Origin of the sequence: Streptomyces sp. NPDC005494 (assembly GCF_042872025.1) — a bacterium.
Lineage (GTDB): Bacteria > Actinomycetota > Actinomycetes > Streptomycetales > Streptomycetaceae > Streptomyces.
Map to the genome: position 1 here is coordinate 350,810 of NZ_JBIAJR010000010.1, position 18,197 is coordinate 369,006.

General features: G+C 72.4%; 12 protein-coding genes. 6 read left to right on the top strand and 6 right to left on the bottom strand.

The window, feature by feature from the left end; all coding sequences use genetic code 11:
* Positions 1-5 precede the first annotated feature (5 nt).
* The 3 genes from ACFYQ6_RS28005 to ACFYQ6_RS28015 form a co-directional block, all read right to left on the bottom strand.
* Positions 6-1,673, bottom strand: coding sequence for an LCP family protein (locus tag ACFYQ6_RS28005; RefSeq protein WP_361575004.1), 1,668 nt, complete (start codon positions 1,671-1,673; stop codon positions 6-8).
* Positions 1,674-2,324: 651 nt separating this feature from the next.
* Entirely contained in the window at positions 2,325-3,701 is a 1,377-nt protein-coding gene (locus ACFYQ6_RS28010; protein ID WP_388765523.1) for an LCP family protein, read from the bottom strand.
* Between the two features lie 186 nt (positions 3,702-3,887).
* Complete coding sequence (locus ACFYQ6_RS28015; RefSeq protein WP_388765525.1) at positions 3,888-4,640, bottom strand: TIGR03089 family protein; 753 nt, start codon at positions 4,638-4,640, stop codon at positions 3,888-3,890.
* 139 nt (positions 4,641-4,779) lie between these two features.
* On the opposite strand from ACFYQ6_RS28015, the gene ACFYQ6_RS28020 reads away from it, so the two are divergent.
* The 3 genes from ACFYQ6_RS28020 (at position 4,780) to ACFYQ6_RS28030 (ending at position 8,451) form a co-directional block, all read left to right on the top strand.
* A complete protein-coding gene (locus ACFYQ6_RS28020) occupies positions 4,780-6,219 on the top strand; it encodes an N-acetylmuramoyl-L-alanine amidase (protein ID WP_361574995.1) in 1,440 nt (479 codons plus the stop codon).
* Between the two features lie 78 nt (positions 6,220-6,297).
* Positions 6,298-7,389, top strand: coding sequence for an NDP-sugar synthase (locus ACFYQ6_RS28025; RefSeq protein ID WP_361574992.1), 1,092 nt, complete (start codon positions 6,298-6,300; stop codon positions 7,387-7,389).
* A 57-nt stretch (positions 7,390-7,446) separates the two neighbouring features.
* A complete protein-coding gene (locus ACFYQ6_RS28030; protein ID WP_388765529.1) occupies positions 7,447-8,451 on the top strand; it encodes a DNA-3-methyladenine glycosylase family protein in 1,005 nt (334 codons plus the stop codon).
* Positions 8,452-8,460: 9 nt separating this feature from the next.
* Here ACFYQ6_RS28030 and ACFYQ6_RS28035 read toward each other — a convergent pair whose 3' ends face one another.
* The 3 genes from ACFYQ6_RS28035 to ACFYQ6_RS28045 form a co-directional block, all read right to left on the bottom strand.
* On the bottom strand, positions 8,461-9,792 hold the full coding sequence (locus ACFYQ6_RS28035) for a coenzyme F420-0:L-glutamate ligase (RefSeq protein WP_361574989.1): 1,332 nt from the start codon (positions 9,790-9,792) through the stop codon (positions 8,461-8,463).
* Complete coding sequence (gene cofD / locus ACFYQ6_RS28040; RefSeq protein WP_361574986.1) at positions 9,789-10,745, bottom strand: 2-phospho-L-lactate transferase; 957 nt, start codon at positions 10,743-10,745, stop codon at positions 9,789-9,791. Before cofD ends, ACFYQ6_RS28035 begins: the two co-directional genes overlap by 4 nt.
* A 142-nt stretch (positions 10,746-10,887) precedes the next feature.
* Positions 10,888-11,388 (bottom strand): cysteine dioxygenase family protein, encoded by a 501-nt coding sequence (locus tag ACFYQ6_RS28045; protein ID WP_361574983.1) that lies wholly within the window; start codon positions 11,386-11,388, stop codon positions 10,888-10,890.
* A 677-nt stretch (positions 11,389-12,065) separates the two neighbouring features.
* Here ACFYQ6_RS28045 and ACFYQ6_RS28050 point away from each other — a divergent pair.
* From ACFYQ6_RS28050 to ACFYQ6_RS28060, 3 genes are all read left to right on the top strand, one after another.
* Positions 12,066-12,329 carry a WhiB family transcriptional regulator gene (locus ACFYQ6_RS28050; protein ID WP_031093859.1) on the top strand — a complete coding sequence of 88 codons (264 nt, stop codon included), beginning with the start codon at positions 12,066-12,068 and terminating at the stop codon, positions 12,327-12,329.
* Between the two features lie 270 nt (positions 12,330-12,599).
* Positions 12,600-16,475, top strand: a complete 3,876-nt coding sequence (locus ACFYQ6_RS28055; RefSeq protein ID WP_388765531.1) for a glycosyltransferase — start codon at positions 12,600-12,602, stop codon at positions 16,473-16,475.
* Positions 16,472-18,031: a DUF5719 family protein gene (locus ACFYQ6_RS28060; RefSeq protein WP_388765534.1), complete on the top strand. Its 1,560-nt coding sequence runs from the start codon at positions 16,472-16,474 to the stop codon at positions 18,029-18,031. The genes ACFYQ6_RS28055 and ACFYQ6_RS28060 overlap by 4 nt, the downstream gene beginning before the upstream one ends.
* Positions 18,032-18,197 lie beyond the last annotated feature (166 nt).

Here is an 18,197-nt window from a genome sequence, read left to right on the forward strand (position 1 = left end):
GTGGGTCACCAGGTGAAGGACGGGTTGACGTGCATGCACGCCTTCTCGTTCGCACCGTTGAGCGGGTTCGCGGAGGTCGGTGTCTTCTCCTCGGTGTCCTTGGCCGGGTACGCCCCGTCCTCGCGCCAGTCCGCTCCTACGGCCAGCACGATGCCCGAGGCGTCCGTCGACTTCTTCACCTGGGAGACCGGGATGCCGAGCGCCTTGGCGACCGCCTGCGCATCGCCCTCCATGTCCGCGCTGGGGTAGAGGATGCCGGTCTTGGCAGTGCCCTCGACGTTCTGCGAGTCGACGGCGGCCCGGGTGAAGCCGGCCTCGGTGAGCAGGTCCTTGACCGTGTTGGCACGGCCCTGGGCCGGGCCGAGGGCATCGGTGCCGGTCGCGTTGCGCACGGTGACGGCGATCTCGGCGGCAGGCGCCGCGGTGTCCTTGGTGACGGGCGTCTTGCGCTTGGAGGCCTTGCCGTCCAGCGGGATGTCCTCACGGATCATCCGGAACACCTGCTCGGCCTCCTCGGGCTTCGGGTAGACCCGGCCCGCGTAGTTGCCCGTGCCGTAGACGTTCGGCATGGTCGTCATGGTGATGCGGTCGGTCGGGGCCTTCTTGAGCTCCTCGGCCAGGTCGTACAGCTTCTTGACGGTGTCGAGACCCTTGTCGACCGTCAGCGCGCTGGTCGCGGCCTCGGCGAGGTTCATCAGCTTCCCGGGGTCGGTGAGCTTGGTGCCCTTGCGCAGCTCGCGGACCATCGAGTTGAGGTACTGGTGCTGGGCCTTGGTCCGGCCGAGGTCCGTGTTGTCCTCGAAGCCGTAGCGCGTGCGCAGCCACTGGAGGGCCTGCTTGCCCTTGACGGAGGTGGTGCCCTCCTCCAGCTTCAGCCCCGAACCCTTGCCGTCGCTGGTGTGCGAGTAGACGTTGGCGTCGACACAGACCGGGACGCCGCCGACCGCGTCGGCCATGGAGACCACGCCCGCGAAGTCGATCATCATGAAGTGGTCGATGGTGATGCCGGTGAGCTCGTACCAGGTGGCCACCGTGCACCCCGGACCGCCGCGGCCCAGGCTCTCGTTGGTCTGGACGTCGAGCGTGCTGGCCTCGTACACCTTGCCGGAGTCGGGGTCGGTGCACTTGGGCATCTTCAGCATGGTGTCGCGCGGCATGCTGACCACGGAGATGTTGCTGCGGTCCGCGGAGAGGTGGAGCAGCATCTGCACGTCGGCGAGCGGCGTGCCACCGAAGGTCTCCTTGGCGCCGCCCAGCTTCTGGTTGGCCTTGGAGTCGCGGGCGTCGGAGCCGATGAGCAGGATGTTCAGCGGGGTCTGACCGGCGGCGTTGGCCTTGTGATCGGCCATGTCCTTGTCGCCGAGGGTCAGATCCTCCTTCTTGATGTTGCCGTTGAGGTGCTTGTAGTACACGTAACCGGCGCCGCCGGTGCCGAGTATCAGCAGGGCGAGGACGACGGCCACCCAGCGCAGTACCCGCCGCTTACCGCCTTTCGCGGCACGCCGCGTACTGCGGTTCGGCCGTCCCCGGCCGTGTCCGCTCTCCTCGGGCACGGACCGCTCCCGCCGGCCGTGCCCGCCACGCCCCACCCGGCCGCCCGCGTCGCCCACGCCGTCTCCGTCGTGCCGGCCGCGCGGCCGAGTCCCCTCCCCGCGTGTGCTGCTCCGTCCCACCAGGGCCCCCCTACTGCTCAGAATTCTGTTGTGGCGCGGCGACGGTCGTCACTTCGCGCGTACCGCCTTGTCGGCGTCTGCCTTCCGGATGTCTGCCGGCGCCTTCCCCGCGCCTGTGACGGGCGCCCCTGCGCCCTGGAGGTCTGTCCCCGGGGCCGGCGCCGGCGCCCGGGGTGTCTCGGTGCCGTCCGCTCCCCGCCGCAGCGCGACGGGGAGCGGGCCCCTGATCTCCGCGAGGGCGTGGCCGCCGGCCGCGCGCGTGCCGGGATTCGTGACCTGGGCCGATGCGGGAGGCCGGTGCGACGAAAGGGCCCGGCGACTCTGTTCCGGAGTTGTCCGGTCGCAATTCGTGAGTGCCGGTCAGCGGCTGGAACACCCACTGGTCGGCGGCGTCTGTTTCGTCCGCCCGCCCACGAAGGTGCGCGTCCACGGTTGCCGGATCCTCCGTCGGTGCCACGCGAGGCGTTTCCCCCGGCACGGCGCTCGATTCCACTCTCCGGCCGTGTGCGGTCTGGTCGCCGCCTGTACCGGATCGCGTCACACTATCCGGCCGATTCGCCCACGGGGGGCGCGCGTGACACATTCCACGCTCCTTACAACCGGGCATTCCACCTATTCCGCGCCGATTGCCACCCCTGCTTGGTAATTGTTTTACGGGGCGCACGGATCCTCGGACGCATTCGACCCCGAATAGGTGGGAGCAGGCGTGGGGCTCGCGTCGCTATCCCCGGGCTTTTGACCGGACGAGTCCTTCTCCGAGCTGTGATCCGTCTGTGAATCCCCGGAATTCATTTCGTCGGCGGGAACCACCGCCACCGGTTCGTCCTTGCGCAGCGCCGTGAACAGCTGGTCCGCGGCCGGCTGCACGAGCTCGTCCCGGTTCGCGTCGGCCCGGTAGGACTGCCGGGGCACGGTCAGGAACTGCACCTTGTCCGTCGGTACGTTCCGCATCCCGCGCACCAGGTCGTACAGATCCCTCAGCGAGTCGAGGCCCGGGTCCGTGGTGAGCGACTTCGTCGCCGCGTCCAGCACCGGGTAGAGCCGCGTCGGGTTCAGCAGGACGCCGTTGCTCTGCATCTTGTTGACGAGGGCCCCCAGGAACTTCTGCTGGCGGTCCATGCGCTCGGTGTCACTGCCGTTGCCGATCGACTTGCGGGCCCGTACGTACCCGAGGGCCTCCTCGCCGTCCAGCGTCTGACGGCCCGCCGGGAGCTCGAGGTGCGCGTCGGCGTCGTCGACAGGCTTCTTGAGGCAGACCTCGACGCCGTCCACGGCGTCCACCATGTCCTTGAAGCCGCTGAAGTCGATGACCATGTGGTGGTCGACGCGGATGCCCGTCATCTTCTCCACCGTGCGGATCGTGCAGGCCGTGCCGCCGAGTTCGAAGGCCCAGTTGAACTGGGCGAACTGCTCCTTGGTGGCCTTGCCCTCCGGCGTGTGGCAGGCGGGGATCGCGGTCATCAGGTCGCGCGGGATCGAGACCGCCGTGGCGCTCCTGCGGTCCGCCGCGAGGTGCAGCAGGATCGTGGTGTCCGAACGCTGGCTGCCGCCGTCGTCCCGTCCGTAGGCGCTGTTGTCCCCGGACCGGGTGTCGGAGCCGATGAGCAGGATGTTCTGCGCGTCCCGCGCGATCGGCAGCGGGCGGTCCTTCTCGTAGGCCTTGAGCTCGGCGGCGGCGCTCGTGTCGGTCGTGATGTTCCCGTCGAGCTTCTTGTACAGCCACCAGCCGGCACCGGCGGCGATCAGCACGAGGAAGGACGCGGCGAGGGCGGTCCAGCGGAGCCAGCGACGTCTGTGCTCCCCCGGGTTCCGCTCGGGCCGCGCGCCCCAGGTACCGTCTCCGGCCTTTCCGGCCTTTCCGGCCTTTCCGGCGGCTCGGGCGGCGGTGGGGGACGCGTCGTCCTGCGGAGGGGCGCCCGCGGCCTCCCGGGCCCCTTCCGTCCGCCCGTCCCCGGCCGAGCTGTCCGCGTTGTCCGGGCGGTCCGGGTCGGCCGGGGTGCCGGGGCTGTCGCTCACGTCTGCGTCCATCCTCACGTTCGGCGGCGCGATGGGCCGCCGGTCGCAGAAGTAGACGGCTGAACCTCACGCTTGGTTGTGCATTCGGGTGGCGTTCTCGTCGGTGCCCCCGTACCGCCCGATCATGTACCGCCGTCGGTGCTCAGTCCCGGGGGCTCGGCCCGCCATGGGCCGGACGAGTGGCCCTCAGGGCGCTTGTCATACCGCGGTGCCGGTGATGCGCTCGCTCTCGACGCGCTTGGCCAGCGCCTGTGCGTCCAACTGGTCCAGATGGCGGCACAGGACCACGGAGCCGCCCGCGGCGAGCGGCGCGAAGAGTCCCGCGGACAGCCCTTCCCACGTGTCCCAGGCGAGCCCGGCCAGCAGCCTGGACCCCGGGCCGAGCCCCAGCGCCGCCGCGTCCTCGCGGGCCCGGGCCACGACCTGGTCCGCCGTCAGGCCCGCACCCCCCACGGCCAGCGCGGGCGCCGCCGGGTCCACCGGGGCGTACGGAGCGAAGCGGTCGCCCTGACCCGGCACCTCCACCGCGTAGTCCGCGAAGCCCTCGGGCGGCTGCGGGAAGCGGCCTCCCAGCGGACGCAGCGCCAGCGCCACACGTTCACCGCGGCACGCGTGGGCGCGGTCGAGGCCGTCGGGTCCGCTGACCACCAGATCGGCCGCTGCCGGATCGCCCTGCACGTCCGCGACGACACCCACCGACGAGCAGGCGAGCAGCCAGACGGCCGACTGCCAATGGGCCGGGAGCAGCAGGGCGAGCCGGTCGCCCGGCTCGGCGGCCAGGTCACCCTGGAGAAGGTTGGCGGTCTTCGCCACCCAATTGGCGAAGGTGGCCACCGACAGTTCGACGCGCTCTCCGGTTGCGTCGTCGTAGAAGGTGACGAGGGGACGGGCCGGGTCCGCGGCGAGCGCGGATCGCAGCAGGTCGGCGGGGGTGCGATCACTGGCGTTCATCCGCGCAAGGGTACGCGGGGGGCGCGCGCCCGACAGGACATGACGGGTGCTCGATACACCGGTTCGGCAGACGGTGTGTCAACTTGACCCGCGGGTACTCCAGTCGCCGCTGTGCCGGACTGCGTCAAGGATTTCCGTCATGCGAGCACTTCTTGCGACTTCCATCGGCGTCACCTGCGCGACGGCACTCACCCTTCCGCTCGCCGCGCCCGCCCCCGCCACTGTCCCCACGGCCCCGGTCGCCCAGGCGTCCGCGGTGTCCCCCGTCGAGCCCGCCGGCTCGACCCAGTCCCTGCCCCTGCGGGCCCTCACCGGCACCGCGCCGAGGGCCACCGGCGAACCCGCCGAGTCCTCGGACCCCGCGGCCCCACAAGGGCTGCTCCGCCGTGACGCGCACCGCTTCTCCCTCGTCGGCGTGGTCTGGGACGATGCCGACGCCGAACTCCACGGCACCGTCCAGGTCCGCACCCGCGCGACCGGTACCGGCCGCTGGTCCGGCTGGCAGTCCCTGGAGACCCACAACACCGACCACGCCGCCGACTCCGGCAGCGCGGAGCGCGAATCGGGCAAGGTGCGCGGCTCCACCGCCCCGCTCTGGGTCGGCGACTCCGACGGCGTCGACGTACGCGTACGGTCCGAGAGCGCCGGAACCCGGCACACCACCGGTGCCCGGGCGCTCCCCGCCGGACTGCGGGTGGAGCTCGTCGACCCGGGCGAGGACCCGGAGCAGCCGGGCACCGAAGGCGCCCCGGCCACCGGCAGTCCTACCGCCGTCACCGCTGTCGCCCCGTCGGCGGGAGCCACCACGGCCGCCCAGCCGGGCGCGCTGCCCGACATCGCGGGCCTCACCGTGGCCGCTGCCGAGAGCTCCGCGGTCAACGCCGACCTCGCGCCGCTGGGCGCCACCGAGATCTCCGCCCTGAGCAAGGCCGAGTCGGAGGAACAGGCGGTCGTCGCGGCGGGCGCCAAGCCGTTCGTGGGACCGCGCCCGCGCATCGTCACGCGCAAGGGCTGGGGCGCCGACGAGAGTCTGCGCGAGCGCGCGTTCGCGTACACCTCGACCGTCAAGGCCGCGTTCGTCCACCACAGCGCCACCGGCAACAACTACACCTGCGCCCAGGCACCCTCGGTCCTGCGCAGTATCTACCGCTACCACGTCAAGAGCAGCGGCTGGCGCGACTTCGGCTACAACTTCGCCGTCGACAAGTGCGGAAACATCTACGAAGGGCGCGCCGGAGGCGTGTCGAAGGCGGTTCTCGGGGCCCACACGCTCGGTTTCAACACCAACAGCATGGGCATCGCGGTTCTCGGGACGTACAGCTCGAAGAACCCGCCCGCCGCCGCGGTCACCGCCATCGCCAAGCTGACGGCCTGGAAGCTCGGGCTGTTCGGGCGCAACCCCAAGGGCAAGGTCACCCTCGTCTCCGGGGGCAGCGGCAAGTACAAGAAGGGCGCGAAGGCCAAACTCAACGTCATCTCCGGGCACCGCGACGGATTCGCAACCGAATGCCCTGGAATCCGTCTCTACAAGAAGCTCGGCACGGCCCGGACGAGTTCGGCCAAGCTGCAGGGCCGCTGACCGGGAGGTCCCGAACGGTCTGCATACACTGGCCAGCCGATACGAGGCCCGGCCCCAGCAGGAAGCAGAGACGGTGCTGTGACAGAGGCAAGAGAAGCGATCCTCCTGGTCGGTGGCAAGGGCACCCGGCTGCGTCCGCTCACGGTGCACACCCCGAAGCCGATGGTCCCGGCCGCGGGGGTGCCGTTCCTCACGCACCAGCTGGCGCGTGCCAGGGCGGCCGGGGTGGAGCACATCGTGCTCGCGACGTCCTACCTGGCGGAGGTGTTCGAGCCGTACTTCGGTGACGGTTCCTCGCTCGGCCTCTCCATCGAGTACGTCACGGAGCGCGAGCCGCTCGGCACCGGCGGGGCCATCCGTAACGTGGCGTCGCGCCTGGCCTCCGGACCGGACGAACCGGTCATCGTGTTCAACGGGGACATCCTCACCGGTCTCGACATCCGGGCCCTGGTCGCGGCGCACGCCACGTCCGGGGCGGATGTCTCCCTGCACCTCACGAGGGTGGAGGACCCGCGGGCCTTCGGTCTCGTGCCCACGGACGCCACGGGCAGGGTGACGGCCTTCCTGGAGAAGCCGCAGACCCCCGAGGAGATAGTCACCGACCAGATCAACGCGGGGGCGTACGTCTTCCGCAGGTCGGTCATCGACACGATCCCCGCGGGCCGGCCGGTCTCCGTCGAGCGCGAGACCTTCCCCGGGCTCCTGGCGTCCGGGGCCCACCTGCAGGGCATGGTCGACTCGACGTACTGGCTGGACCTCGGCACCCCCCAGGCGTTCGTACGCGGCTCCGCCGACCTGGTCCTGGGCCGCGCGCCCTCCCCGGCGGTCCCCGGCCGCTGCGGTGACCGGCTCGTCCTGCCCACCGCCTCCGTGGCCGCCGACGCCAAGCTCACCGGCGGCACGGTCGTCGGCGAGGGCGCCCTGATCGGCGAGGGCGCGAGGATCACGGGATCCACCGTGCTGGCCGGCGCCGTCGTCGAGCCGGGCGCGGTGATCACCGACTCGCTGGTCGGGGCGGGCGCCCGGATCGGCAGCCGTACGGTCCTCACCGGCGCGGTGATCGGTGACGGCGCCCACGTCGGAGCCGACAACGAACTGCGCGACGGAATCCGGATCTGGTGCGGCGCGAGCCTGCCCGACGCCTCGGTCCGCTTCTCGTCCGACCAGTGAACGGTCCTCGTCGGCCTTACCCTCGACAGGTACCCCCGACGAGCTAGGACCCCACCCGTGGCAGGACGCTTCGTACCCCGCACCACCGCCGTGCCGCGACAGCAGACGGCGGTCGCGGTCGCGGACGCGTCCGCTCCGCCGTCGACCCGGACCTGGACGCCTCCCGGGCCGCTCGACCTCCGGCTGGTCCTGAGCCCGCTGCGGCGCGGCCCGGCCGACCCCTGCTTCCGGGCCCTGCGCGACGGGACCTTCTGGCGGGCGACCCGCACCCCTGCGGGCCCCGGCACCCTGCGCGTCTCCGCGGCCCTCGACGGCCGGGTCTCGGCGACGGCGTGGGGCCCCGGCGCGCAGTGGCTGCTGGACGGCCTGCCCGCGCTCCTCGGCGCCGGCGACGAGCCGGAGGCCTTCCGCCCGCGCCACCGGCTGATCGCCGAGACCCAGCGCCGGCGGCCCGGTCTGCGCCTGCTGCGCACCGGGCTGGTCATGGAGTCCCTGATCCCGTCGATCCTGGAACAGAAGGTCACCACCGACGAGGCCTACCGCGCCTGGCGGCTGCTCGTCCGCACCCACGGCACCCCGGCCCCAGGCCCCGCCGACGCGGCCTTCGCGGCCTACGGCCTCCACGTCATGCCGGACGCGAGGACCTGGTCACTGATCCCCTCCTGGGAGTGGCACCGCGCGGGCGTCGATTCCAAGCGCTCCGCCACGGTCCTGCGCGCGGTCCGGGTGGCCCGGCGCATGGAGGAGGCGGCCTCGATGGAGCTGCCCGAGGCGACGGCCAGGCTCCAGCTCGTCCCGGGCATCGGCCCCTGGACCGCGGCGGAGACCCTCCAGCGCTCCAACGGCGCGGCCGACGCGGTCTCGGTCGGCGACTACCACCTGCCGGGCATCGTCGGCCACGCGCTCGCGGGCAACCGCGACGCAGGCGACGAGGAGATGCTCACGCTGCTCGAACCGTACGAGGGCCAGCGCCACCGGGCGGCCCGCCTCATCCTGCTCTCGGGCCACACCCCGGCGCGCCGGGCCCCCCGTATGACGCCGGGCGACATCGCCCGGCTGTGACCCTCCGCCTCACCGCACCGCGATGAACGCCTCCGCGTCACGCGGGGCCCGGGCCGGCGGAGTCCCCTTCGGGTGCCCCACGGCCACCGCGCCCAGCGGATCCCAGGAGTCCGGCAGGCCGAGCACCTCGCGCACCACGGACCGGCAGAACATCGTCGAGGACACCCACGCCGAGCCGAGCCGCTCGCCCGCGAGCGCCACCAGGAAGTTCTGCACACCCGCACCGGCCGCGACCACGAACATCTCGCGCTCCGCCGTGTCCCTGCGCTCGTCCCCGTAGGAGTGCGAGCCGTCCGTCACCAGGCACGGCACGGCCAGGTACGGCGCATTGCGCAGGACGTCGCCCCGCCGCACCCGCTTGGCGATCGACTCCTCGCTGCGCCCGTCCCGGCGCAGATCCGCGATCCACGCGTCACGCATGGCGTCGAGCAGCCGGGTCCGCGCCTGCGCCGACTCCAGCAGGACGAACCGCCAGGGTGTCGTGTGGTGCGGGGCCGGGGCGGTCACGGCCGCGGCCACGGCCCGCCGCACGGCACCCGGATCGACCGGCTCGTCGGTGAACTCCCGCACGGTGCGCCGGAGACCGAGCGCCTCCCGCACCGCCTCGGACGTCCCGAGCCGGAACATGTCGTCGGCCGCGCCCCGCACCATCGCCCGGGCGCCCTGGTCGTCGTAGGCGTCGCCGGACGAGGCGGGGCCCGCGGCCACCACGTGGGGGAGGCCGCGCACCACCGCGACCGGCAGTCCCGCCGCCTTGCCCTTCACCAGGTCACCGGCCGATGCCAGCTCGTCGGCCGTGGCCACGACCGTGGCGCTCAGCGGATTGCCGTACCCGTCGGTGCCGCCCCTGAGGTCGTCCAGCACCCTGACCCCCGAGGCGCCGATCGCCACGTCGGTCAGACCGTTGCGCCAGGGGCGGCCGAAGGTGTCCGTGACGACGACCCCGACCTCCACGCCGAGCGCGTCCCGCAGACCGTCCCTGATGGTCCGGGCCGAGGCGTCCGGGTCCTCGGGCAGCAGCAGCACGGTCCCGGCGGGGGTGTTGGACGCGTCCACGCCGGCCGCGGCCATGACGAGCCCCTGCCGGTTCTCCACGATCCTGAGCGTCCCGCGCCGGGCGACCACCCGGACCGTCTCCGCGTCGATCGCGGCCTCCCGGTCGGCGGCCTCGACGATCCTGCCCTCCGCCTTGGAGACGATCTTCGAGGTGACCAGCAGGACATCGCCGTCCACGAGGCCGGGATCCGTGGCGGCGATCAGCTTCGCGAGGTCGTCGCCCGCCCGGACCTCGGGCATCCCTGGCAGGGCCCACACCCGGTACGAGGGTGCCTCCCCGCTCATGCCCGTACCTCCTCTGCCAGCGCCAGGGCCTGCCGGGCCATCTCGGCGGTGGCGTCCACGTCCGTCATCATCAGCGGAACGGCGCGGCAGCGGATCCCCGCCGCCTCCACCTCGTCGACCGCTCCGGCGTCCACGGTGTCGACGAGCCAGCCGTCGAGCAGACCCGAACCGTAGTGACGGGCGACGGCCGAGGCGGTCGACTCCACGCCCACCGCGGCCAGGACCTTGTCGGCCATGCCCCGCACGGGCGCGTCGCCGACGATGGGGGAGAGCCCGACCACGGGGACGCCCGCGTCGGCGATCGCCTCCCGGATGCCGGGCACGGCGAGGATGGTGCCCACCGACACCACGGGGTTCGACGGCGGGAAGACGACGACATCGGCCTCGGCGATGGCTTCCAGGACTCCGGGGGCGGGCTTGGCCTGTTCCGCGCCGACCGGCACGACGGCCTGCGCCGCCACCGAGGCACGCATCTTCACCCAGTACTCCTGGAAGTGGACGGCCTTGCTCTCGCCGTCGACGTCGACGGCCACGTGCGTCTCGACGCGGTCGTCGGACATCGGGATCAGCCGGACCCCGGGTTTCCACCGCGCGCAGAGCGCTTCCGTGACCGCGCTCAGCGGGTAGCCGGCGCCGAGCATCTGCGTCCGGACGATGTGGGTGGCGAAGTCACGGTCGCCGAGGCCGAACCACTCCGGCCCCACGCCGTACTGCGCGAGCTCCTCCTTGACCCGGAAGCTCTCGTCCTTGCGTCCCCAGCCCTGCTCCTCGTCGATGCCACCACCGAGGGTGTACATCACGGTGTCCAGGTCGGGGCAGACCTTCAGCCCGAACAGATGGATGTCGTCACCGGTGTTGCCGATCACCGTGATGTCCGCGTCGGGAGCGGCCTGTTTGAGGCCACGCAGGAAACGAGCACCACCGATACCGCCGGCCAGAACCACAATGCGCATGCACAACAGTCTGTCAGGCGGAGCCTGATCGATGTCGGGGTGGTGGCGGGCGGCGGGTGGGACTGTCAGGCGGAGCCTGATCGATGTCGGGGTGGTGGCGGGCGGCGGGTCAGCTGCTCGCCGGGGTGACCTGGTGGAGCTGTCAGGCGGGTACGGAGGTGCCGACGGCCGGAGCGCACTGTGCCGAGTGCATCGGCATCTCGGTCAGGCCGGGGAAGTAGATGTGCAGGCTGACGGCGGGTTCGAGGGAGTCGTTGACGGCCTCGTGGACGTAACCCGGAGCGAAGACGCGCTCCGCGCCGGCGCCCAGGGTCAGCGGGCCGCGTGCGGTGTGCTCGGTCAACTCGCCCTCCAGGACCGTCAGTACGCCGGAGGACGGCCCGTGGTCATGGCGTCCGCTGCCCTGGCCGGGGACCCAGCTCAGCAACCACACCTCGTAGCCCGGGCCCGTGCGCAGCCGGTGGTACCAGCGGGTCGTGGTGTCGTACCGGACGAGCGGGGCCCAGCTGTCGCGGTCGGCCGCGATGGAGCGGGCGAGTCCGACGAACTCGGCCACGGTGGAGGGGTGGGGACGGGCAGGACGCAGGAGGTGCTGGACATCGAGGATGTCGCCGGCGATCGAGAGGTCGCTGTCGCTGTTCATGGGTGCGGTGGTTCCTCGGCATGTGGGTGCGCGTACGTGGGGGTGTCGCGGATGACCGGAATGCGGTGGAGCGGGATACCGGAGATGCGGTGAAGAAGAGCTGGATCAGAGCTGGAGCTCTACGGCTTCAACAGCTGTGACAGCTGGAACAGCAACAGCGGGCCTGGACAGCCGTACGGAACCCACGGATGCGGGTCGTGTACGAGGCTGCGGTCGCTGGCATGCGGTCAAGGAGACCGGCTCGATGGGCGGTCTGTCAACTCAATGCCCGATTTGGCGGCAATGTTTCACCCCATCCGGTTGCGGGATGTGGAGAAAGGTTTTAGCTCCCCTCCGAGAGGCAAGGTGGCGCATCAACCGCACCCTCGAACGCGGCTGACGACCCGTGACCCGGCTGTGATCTTGGTCGCTTCGGTGATCAAATCGAAACATTGCGGCGGCCCGGCTCGTCTCACTGGCTGAGAGGGAGCGGCGGGCGAGGCCTACGGCATATGTCAGATTTTTGGTGATTTGAACACTTTCTGTATACGCTTGGTTCCGCAGAGTGAATACCGAGGCCAATAGCAGATCTTCGCTTGACTGGCCCGAAGCTACACACTTGTAATTTCACTCGTGTCGTTCGGCCGCATCGGTAACGGCCGCATCACGGGGACGCAAGAGACAGACGAGGGGCGCACATGACCGAGCTGTTCCAGCAACTGCTGGTCGAGGACGCGGACGAGGAACTCGGCTGGCAGGAGCGCGCGCTGTGCGCCCAGACCGATCCCGAGTCCTTCTTTCCTGAGAAGGGCGGCTCCACCCGCGAGGCCAAGAAGGTCTGTCTCGCCTGCGAGGTCCGCTCCGAATGCCTCGAGTACGCCCTCAACAACGACGAACGCTTCGGCATCTGGGGCGGCCTCTCCGAGCGTGAGCGGCGACGTCTGAAGAAGGCCGCGATCTGACGCATCCGGCGCGACCGGACGCCGGGACCGCGATGGCCCGGGGGCCGCACCCTGCACGCAGGGTGCGGCCCCCGGGCCATCGCCGTGTCCGGCCCTCCTGGCCGCCCCCCGATCCCGCCGGTCAACCGCTCGGCGCGGGGCGCACATCCGTACCGTTAGTGTGGGGCCCCGTCCGAGAGACGCGCCAACGCCCCGCCGGGGCGGGCGTGTCCACCGATGCAGCCCCCGGGGGGGACCCCCTCCGGACCCGGCCGGAGGGCCCCTACCCCGATGTCCGTGCACAGCCACTCGGCGGCGCCGAACGAGGCCGCCGCCCCAGAGTTCCCCCGGCACGTCGTCACCGCCGTGCTCGTCTCGCACGACGGCGCACGCTGGTTGCCCCGCGTGCTGGCCGGACTGCTCGGGCAGGAACGCCCCGTGCAGAACGCCGTCGCCGCCGACACCGGCAGCGCCGACGACTCCGCCCGCCTGGTCACCGAGGCGCTCGGAGGCGAGCGCGTCCTGCACCTCGCACGGCGTACGAGCTTCGGCACCGCCGTGGACGAGGCGGTCCGCACGGCCGGGGTGCTCACCCCCGACGACCTGCCGTACCTGAAGCGCCCCAGCGGCTGGGACCCCGTCACCCGCAGCTGGCGCGACGACGCGTACGACCTCCCCGAACTCCCGCACGGCGAACCCGTCCAGTGGCTCTGGCTGCTGCACGACGACAGCGCACCCGAGCCGGACGCGCTCGCCGAGATGCTGCGCGTCGTCGAGAACGACAAGCACGCCGCGATCGTCGGGCCCAAGCTGCGCGGCTGGTACGACCGCAAGCAGCTCCTGGAGGTCGGCGTCTCCATCGCCAACAGCGGACGCCGCTGGACCGGCCTGGACCGCCGCGAACAGGACCAGGGCCAGCACGACCAGATCCGTACGGTGCTCTCCGTCTCCTCGGCGGGCATGCTCGTGCGCCGGGACGTCTGGGAGGAGCTCGGGGGCTTCGACCGCAGGCTCCCGCTGATGCGTGACGACGTCGACCTCTGCTGGCGCGCGCACATGGCGGGCCACCGGGTGCTCGTCGCTCCCGACGCCGTGCTGCGGCACGCGGAGGCCTCCGCGAGGGAACGCCGCCCCATCGACTGCGCCGGACGCTCCGTGGCGAGCCCGCACCGCGTCGACAAGGCGGGCGCCGTCTACACGATGCTCGCCAACGCCCGCGGGAAGCAGCTGCCGTGGGCCCTTCTCCGGCTCCTCGTCGGCACCCTGCTGCGCACCCTCGCCTATCTCGTCGGCAAGGCGCCCGGGCAGGCGCTCGACGAGGTCGCCGGACTCTTCGGCACCCTCCTGCGCCCCGGCCGGATCATCGCCGCGCGCCGCGCGCGCGGCAAGGGGGCCGTGGAAGCGGCCGACCTGCGGTCCCTCTTCCCGCCGCCCGGCGCCACGGTCCGGGCCACCGTCGAACAGGTCGCGGGCAACTTCGGCAGCCGCACCGAATCCGATGCAGGCGGTTCCCGGCACGGCGCGGTCGAGTCCGGGCCCGGCGGGGACGACGCGGACTTCCTGGAGATCGAGCAGTTCGCCCGGCTCAAGCGGGTCGGCCGCAAGCCCGGCCCCGTGCTCTTCCTGCTCCTCCTCCTCGTCTCGCTGGTCGCCTGCCGCGGCCTCCTCGGCGGCGGCTCCCTCGCCGGCGGCGCCCTGCTGCCCGCTCCGGCCGACGTCTCCGACCTCTGGGCGCGCTACGCGGACGGCTGGCACCCCGTGGGGACCGGCGGAACCCAGACCGCGCCGCCCTACCTCGCGGCGATCGCCGCGCTCTCGGCGCTGTTCCTCGGCTCCACGGGCTTCGCGCTCACGCTCCTGCTCGTCTGCTCGGTCCCGCTCGCCGGGCTCACCGCGTACTTCGCCTCCCGGCCACTGGTCGAGTCCCGGCTCCTGCGGGCCTGGGCGAGCATCGCCTACGCCTTCCTGCCCGCAGCGACCGGAGCACTGGCCACCGGACGCCTCGGCACGGCCGTCCTGGCCGTCCTCCTGCCGCTGATCGCCCGCGCCGCCGTCGCCGCCCACGGGTTGCGCGGCGACGGCTCCACCGCCCGCGGCAGCTGGCGCGCCACCTGGGCGTACACCCTGCTGCTCACCTTCACGACGGCCTTCACCCCGATCGTCTGGCCGCTCGCGCTGGTCCTCGGCATCGGGGTGCTCGTGCTGCGGCGGGGCGACATCGCCGCGTACGGGCTGCGTTTCCTGGCCACGGTGGGCACCCCGATCCTGGTCCTCGCGCCCTGGTCGCTGTCGCTGCTGACCGGCCCGTCCGGCTTCCTGAAGGAGGCCGGGCTCGACATCGGCACGGGCACGGCGTCCGCCCTCGACCTGCTCGGCATCAGCCCCGGCGGCCCCAAGGCCGCGGGCGGCATCCTGCTGCTGGGCATCGTGCTCGCGGCGCTGGCCGCGCTGCTGCGCGGGGAGCGGCAGTTCGCGATCCGTACGGCCTGGGTGGTCGTGCTCGTCTCCCTGGTGTTCGCGGGGATCTCCAACGGCTCCACCTGGGCCGGCCCCGCCACCCTCGTCTACGGCGTCGCGCTGCTCACCGCCGCACTGCTCGGCGCGGACGGCGCCCGGGTGCGCGTGGCGGCGCTGAGCTTCGGCTGGCGTCAGCCGGTCGCCGCGCTGATCGCCCTGGCCGCCGGGCTCGCACCGGTCCTGGCCGCGGTGAGCTGGATGATCGGTGGCGCCACGGGACCGCTCGAACGCCGCGACCCCGTGCAGGTGCCCGCCTTCGTCGCGGAGGAGAGCACCACCCGGGACCAGCCGCGCACCCTGATCCTCGGGGGCACGTCACCGGCGGCCGTCTCCTACAGCCTGGTCCGCGGCTCCGGCGCGCGGCTCGGCGACGCCGAGCTCACCGAGGCGGGCGGCAGCAACTCCCACCTGGACAAGGTCGTCGCCAACCTGGTCGCGGGCTCGGGCGCCGACCAGGGCAGCCAGCTGAGCGGCTTCGCGATCCGTTACGTCCTCGTACGGGACGGAGCCCCGCGTCGGATGAGCCGGGTCCTGGACTCGACCCCGGGTCTGAGCCGGCTCAGCCAGCTGGACGGCAGTGCCCTGTGGCGCGTCGACCGTCAGGCGTCCCGCCTCACCATCGTCCCCTCCGGCGAGGGCGCCGAGCCCGTCCCCGTGGGGTCGCTGCCCGTCGAGGCGCACACCAAGATCCCCCAGGGCGGATCCGGCCGGGTGCTGAGGATCGCCGACGCCGCCGACTCCGGCTGGCAGGCCACGCTGGACGGGGTCGCCCTGACTCCGAAGACCGTGGACGGCTGGGCGCAGGGCTTCGAACTGCCCTCCGGCGGGGGGACGCTCGACCTCACGTACGACGCCCCTCTCGCGCACACCGCATGGGTCTGGACGCAGGTGGCGCTGGGCGTCGTCCTGGTGGTCCTGGCCCTGCCCGGCCGCCGCAAGGAGATCGACGACGACCTGCCCGAGGAGACCGAGGCCGTGCCGGCCGAGCCGGTCGCCGGTGAGGGGCGCCGGGCGCGCAGGCTGCGCGCGGCGGCCCAGGCGGAAGCGGCGGCGGCGGGCGACGACGAAGCCGCAGCCACAGCCGAAGCCGGTGCCGCGACCGAAGCCGGTGCCGGTGCGGCATACGGGGAGGCCCCCTATGCCGAGACCGCCTACGCCGAGGCTCCGTACGCCGAGGCCGTGCCGGCCACCGACGGGCAGTACATCCCGGCGCAGCAGAGCACCGAGCCGTACGCGGCGGCCCCCGGCGACCAGGACGGCACGGGTTCGTACGCCGCTGTTCCTGTGGACCAGGACGGCACGGGTTCGTACGCGGCGGTCCCGCAGCAGAGCGGCTACGGGGAGTGGGACGCCCAGCAGCAGTACCAGGGCGCCGACTACAGCCAGTACCAGGGCGGCCAGGACGCCGGCCAGTACTACCAGGCCGAGTCCTACCAGCAGGACCCGTACCAGCAGCAGGGCGCCTACGACCCGTACGGCTACGCCCAGCAGCAGCCCTACTCCACGGCGGCGGAGGACCCCACCCCGTACGGCGGGCACGACGAGAACCCTGCACCGGGTCAGGACCCGTGGCAGACCAGCAACGGCAGCAACGGCAGCAACGGCAGCAACGGCAGCAACGGCAACGCATCGCGAGGCGAGTCCGAGTGAAGTCCACCCCCCTGTCCCTCATCGCGGGCACCGTCGCCCTCGCCGCAGTCACCGGCTTCGCCGCGCTCACCGCGCCCGGCGACGCGGGAGAGCCCGAGGCGAAGGCCGCGGCCCGGCTCCCGGTGGAGCGCACGAGCCTGCTGTGCCCCGCCCCCAGCACGTCCGACGTGGCGGAGACGACGTACACGTCCTTCACGCCGGCGGGGAAGAGCGGGGGAGAGGCCGGTGCCGCCGAGCTGGAGCCCGCTGAGGCCCTCCCCGTGGACGAGGACGCACCCGCCGACGAGGACGCCTCCGACGAGGACGCCACGTCCGACGAGGAGAAGGAGAAGGACGCCGACAAGGAGAAGGCGACCGACGGCAAACCCGTCATCTCCCTCAAGGACCCCGGCAAGCCGTCCACGGCCGACACCGACAAGGCCGACGCCCCCGCACTCATCGGCACCGCCACCGGCAAACTGGCCCCCGGCTGGGCCGCCCAGCAGACCACCACGGCCGCCGCCGGCGGTGCCCGCGGTCTCCTCGGCGTGAGCTGCTCCGCGCCCGACACAGACTTCTGGTTCCCGGGCGCGAGCACCGCGGCGGCCCGGCAGGACTACGTCCACCTGACCAACCCCGACGACACCGCGGCCGTCGCCGACATCGAGCTCTACGGCGCCGAGGGTGCTCTCAAGTCCGATGTCGCCGAGGGCATCACGGTCCCGGCGCGGTCGAGTGTCCCGATGCTGATCTCCACGCTGACCGGCGAGGAGGCCGAGAACGTCACGGTGCACGTCACCACCCGGTCGGGACGCGTCGGAGCGGTCGTGAGCGCGGCCGAGGACGAGGTGGGCAGCGACTGGCTCTCCGCGTCCGCCGATCCGGCGCAGACCCTGGTGATGCCCGGTATCCCGGCCGACGCCACCTCCGTACGCCTGGTGGCCTTCGCGCCCGGCGAGGACGACGCCGACGTGAAGGTCCAGCTCATGGGCAAGAACGCGACGTTCGCGCCGGCCGGCAACGACACTCTGCACATCAAGTCGCAGATGACGGCGAGCGTCGACCTCAAGGACGTCACGCGCGGCGAGCCCGGCTCGATCCGGCTGTCACCCGCGGACGGCAGCAGCACCCCGGTGGTCGCCGCTCTGCGCGTGGTGCGCGGGACCGGTGACGAGCAGGAGGTCGCGTTCATCCCGGCGACCGCGGCGGTGGGCGACCGCGCGAGCGTCGCCGACAACCGTGCCAAGGGGTCCGTACTCTCCCTGACCGCCCCGGGAGCGACCGCCAAGGTCAAGGTGACGGCCTCGGCGGGGAGCGAGGGCGGCGAGCCGACCGTCAAGACGTACACGGTCAAGGGCGGTACGACGCTCGAGGTCACCCCCGAGGCTCCGTCCGGTCTCAAGGGGAGCTACGCGCTGACGGTGGAGACCGAGTCGGGCGGGCCGGTCCACGCCGCCCGCACGCTCACGCTCACCGAGGGCGGGATCGACATGTTCACCGTGCAGACGCTGCCGGACGACGGCGGCACGGTCGAGGTGCCCCAGGCGCGGCAGGACCTGTCGGTCCTGGACGACTGACCACGGGGTCTGCCGGTCCGGGCGCTCGACGGCGCGATTTGCCGGTCCGGACGACTGGACCGCGGGGTCTTTCGGTCCTGGACGACTGACCACGGGGTCTGCCGGTCCGGGCGCTCGACGGCGCGATTTGCCGGTCCGGACGACTGGACCGCGGGGTCTTTCGGTC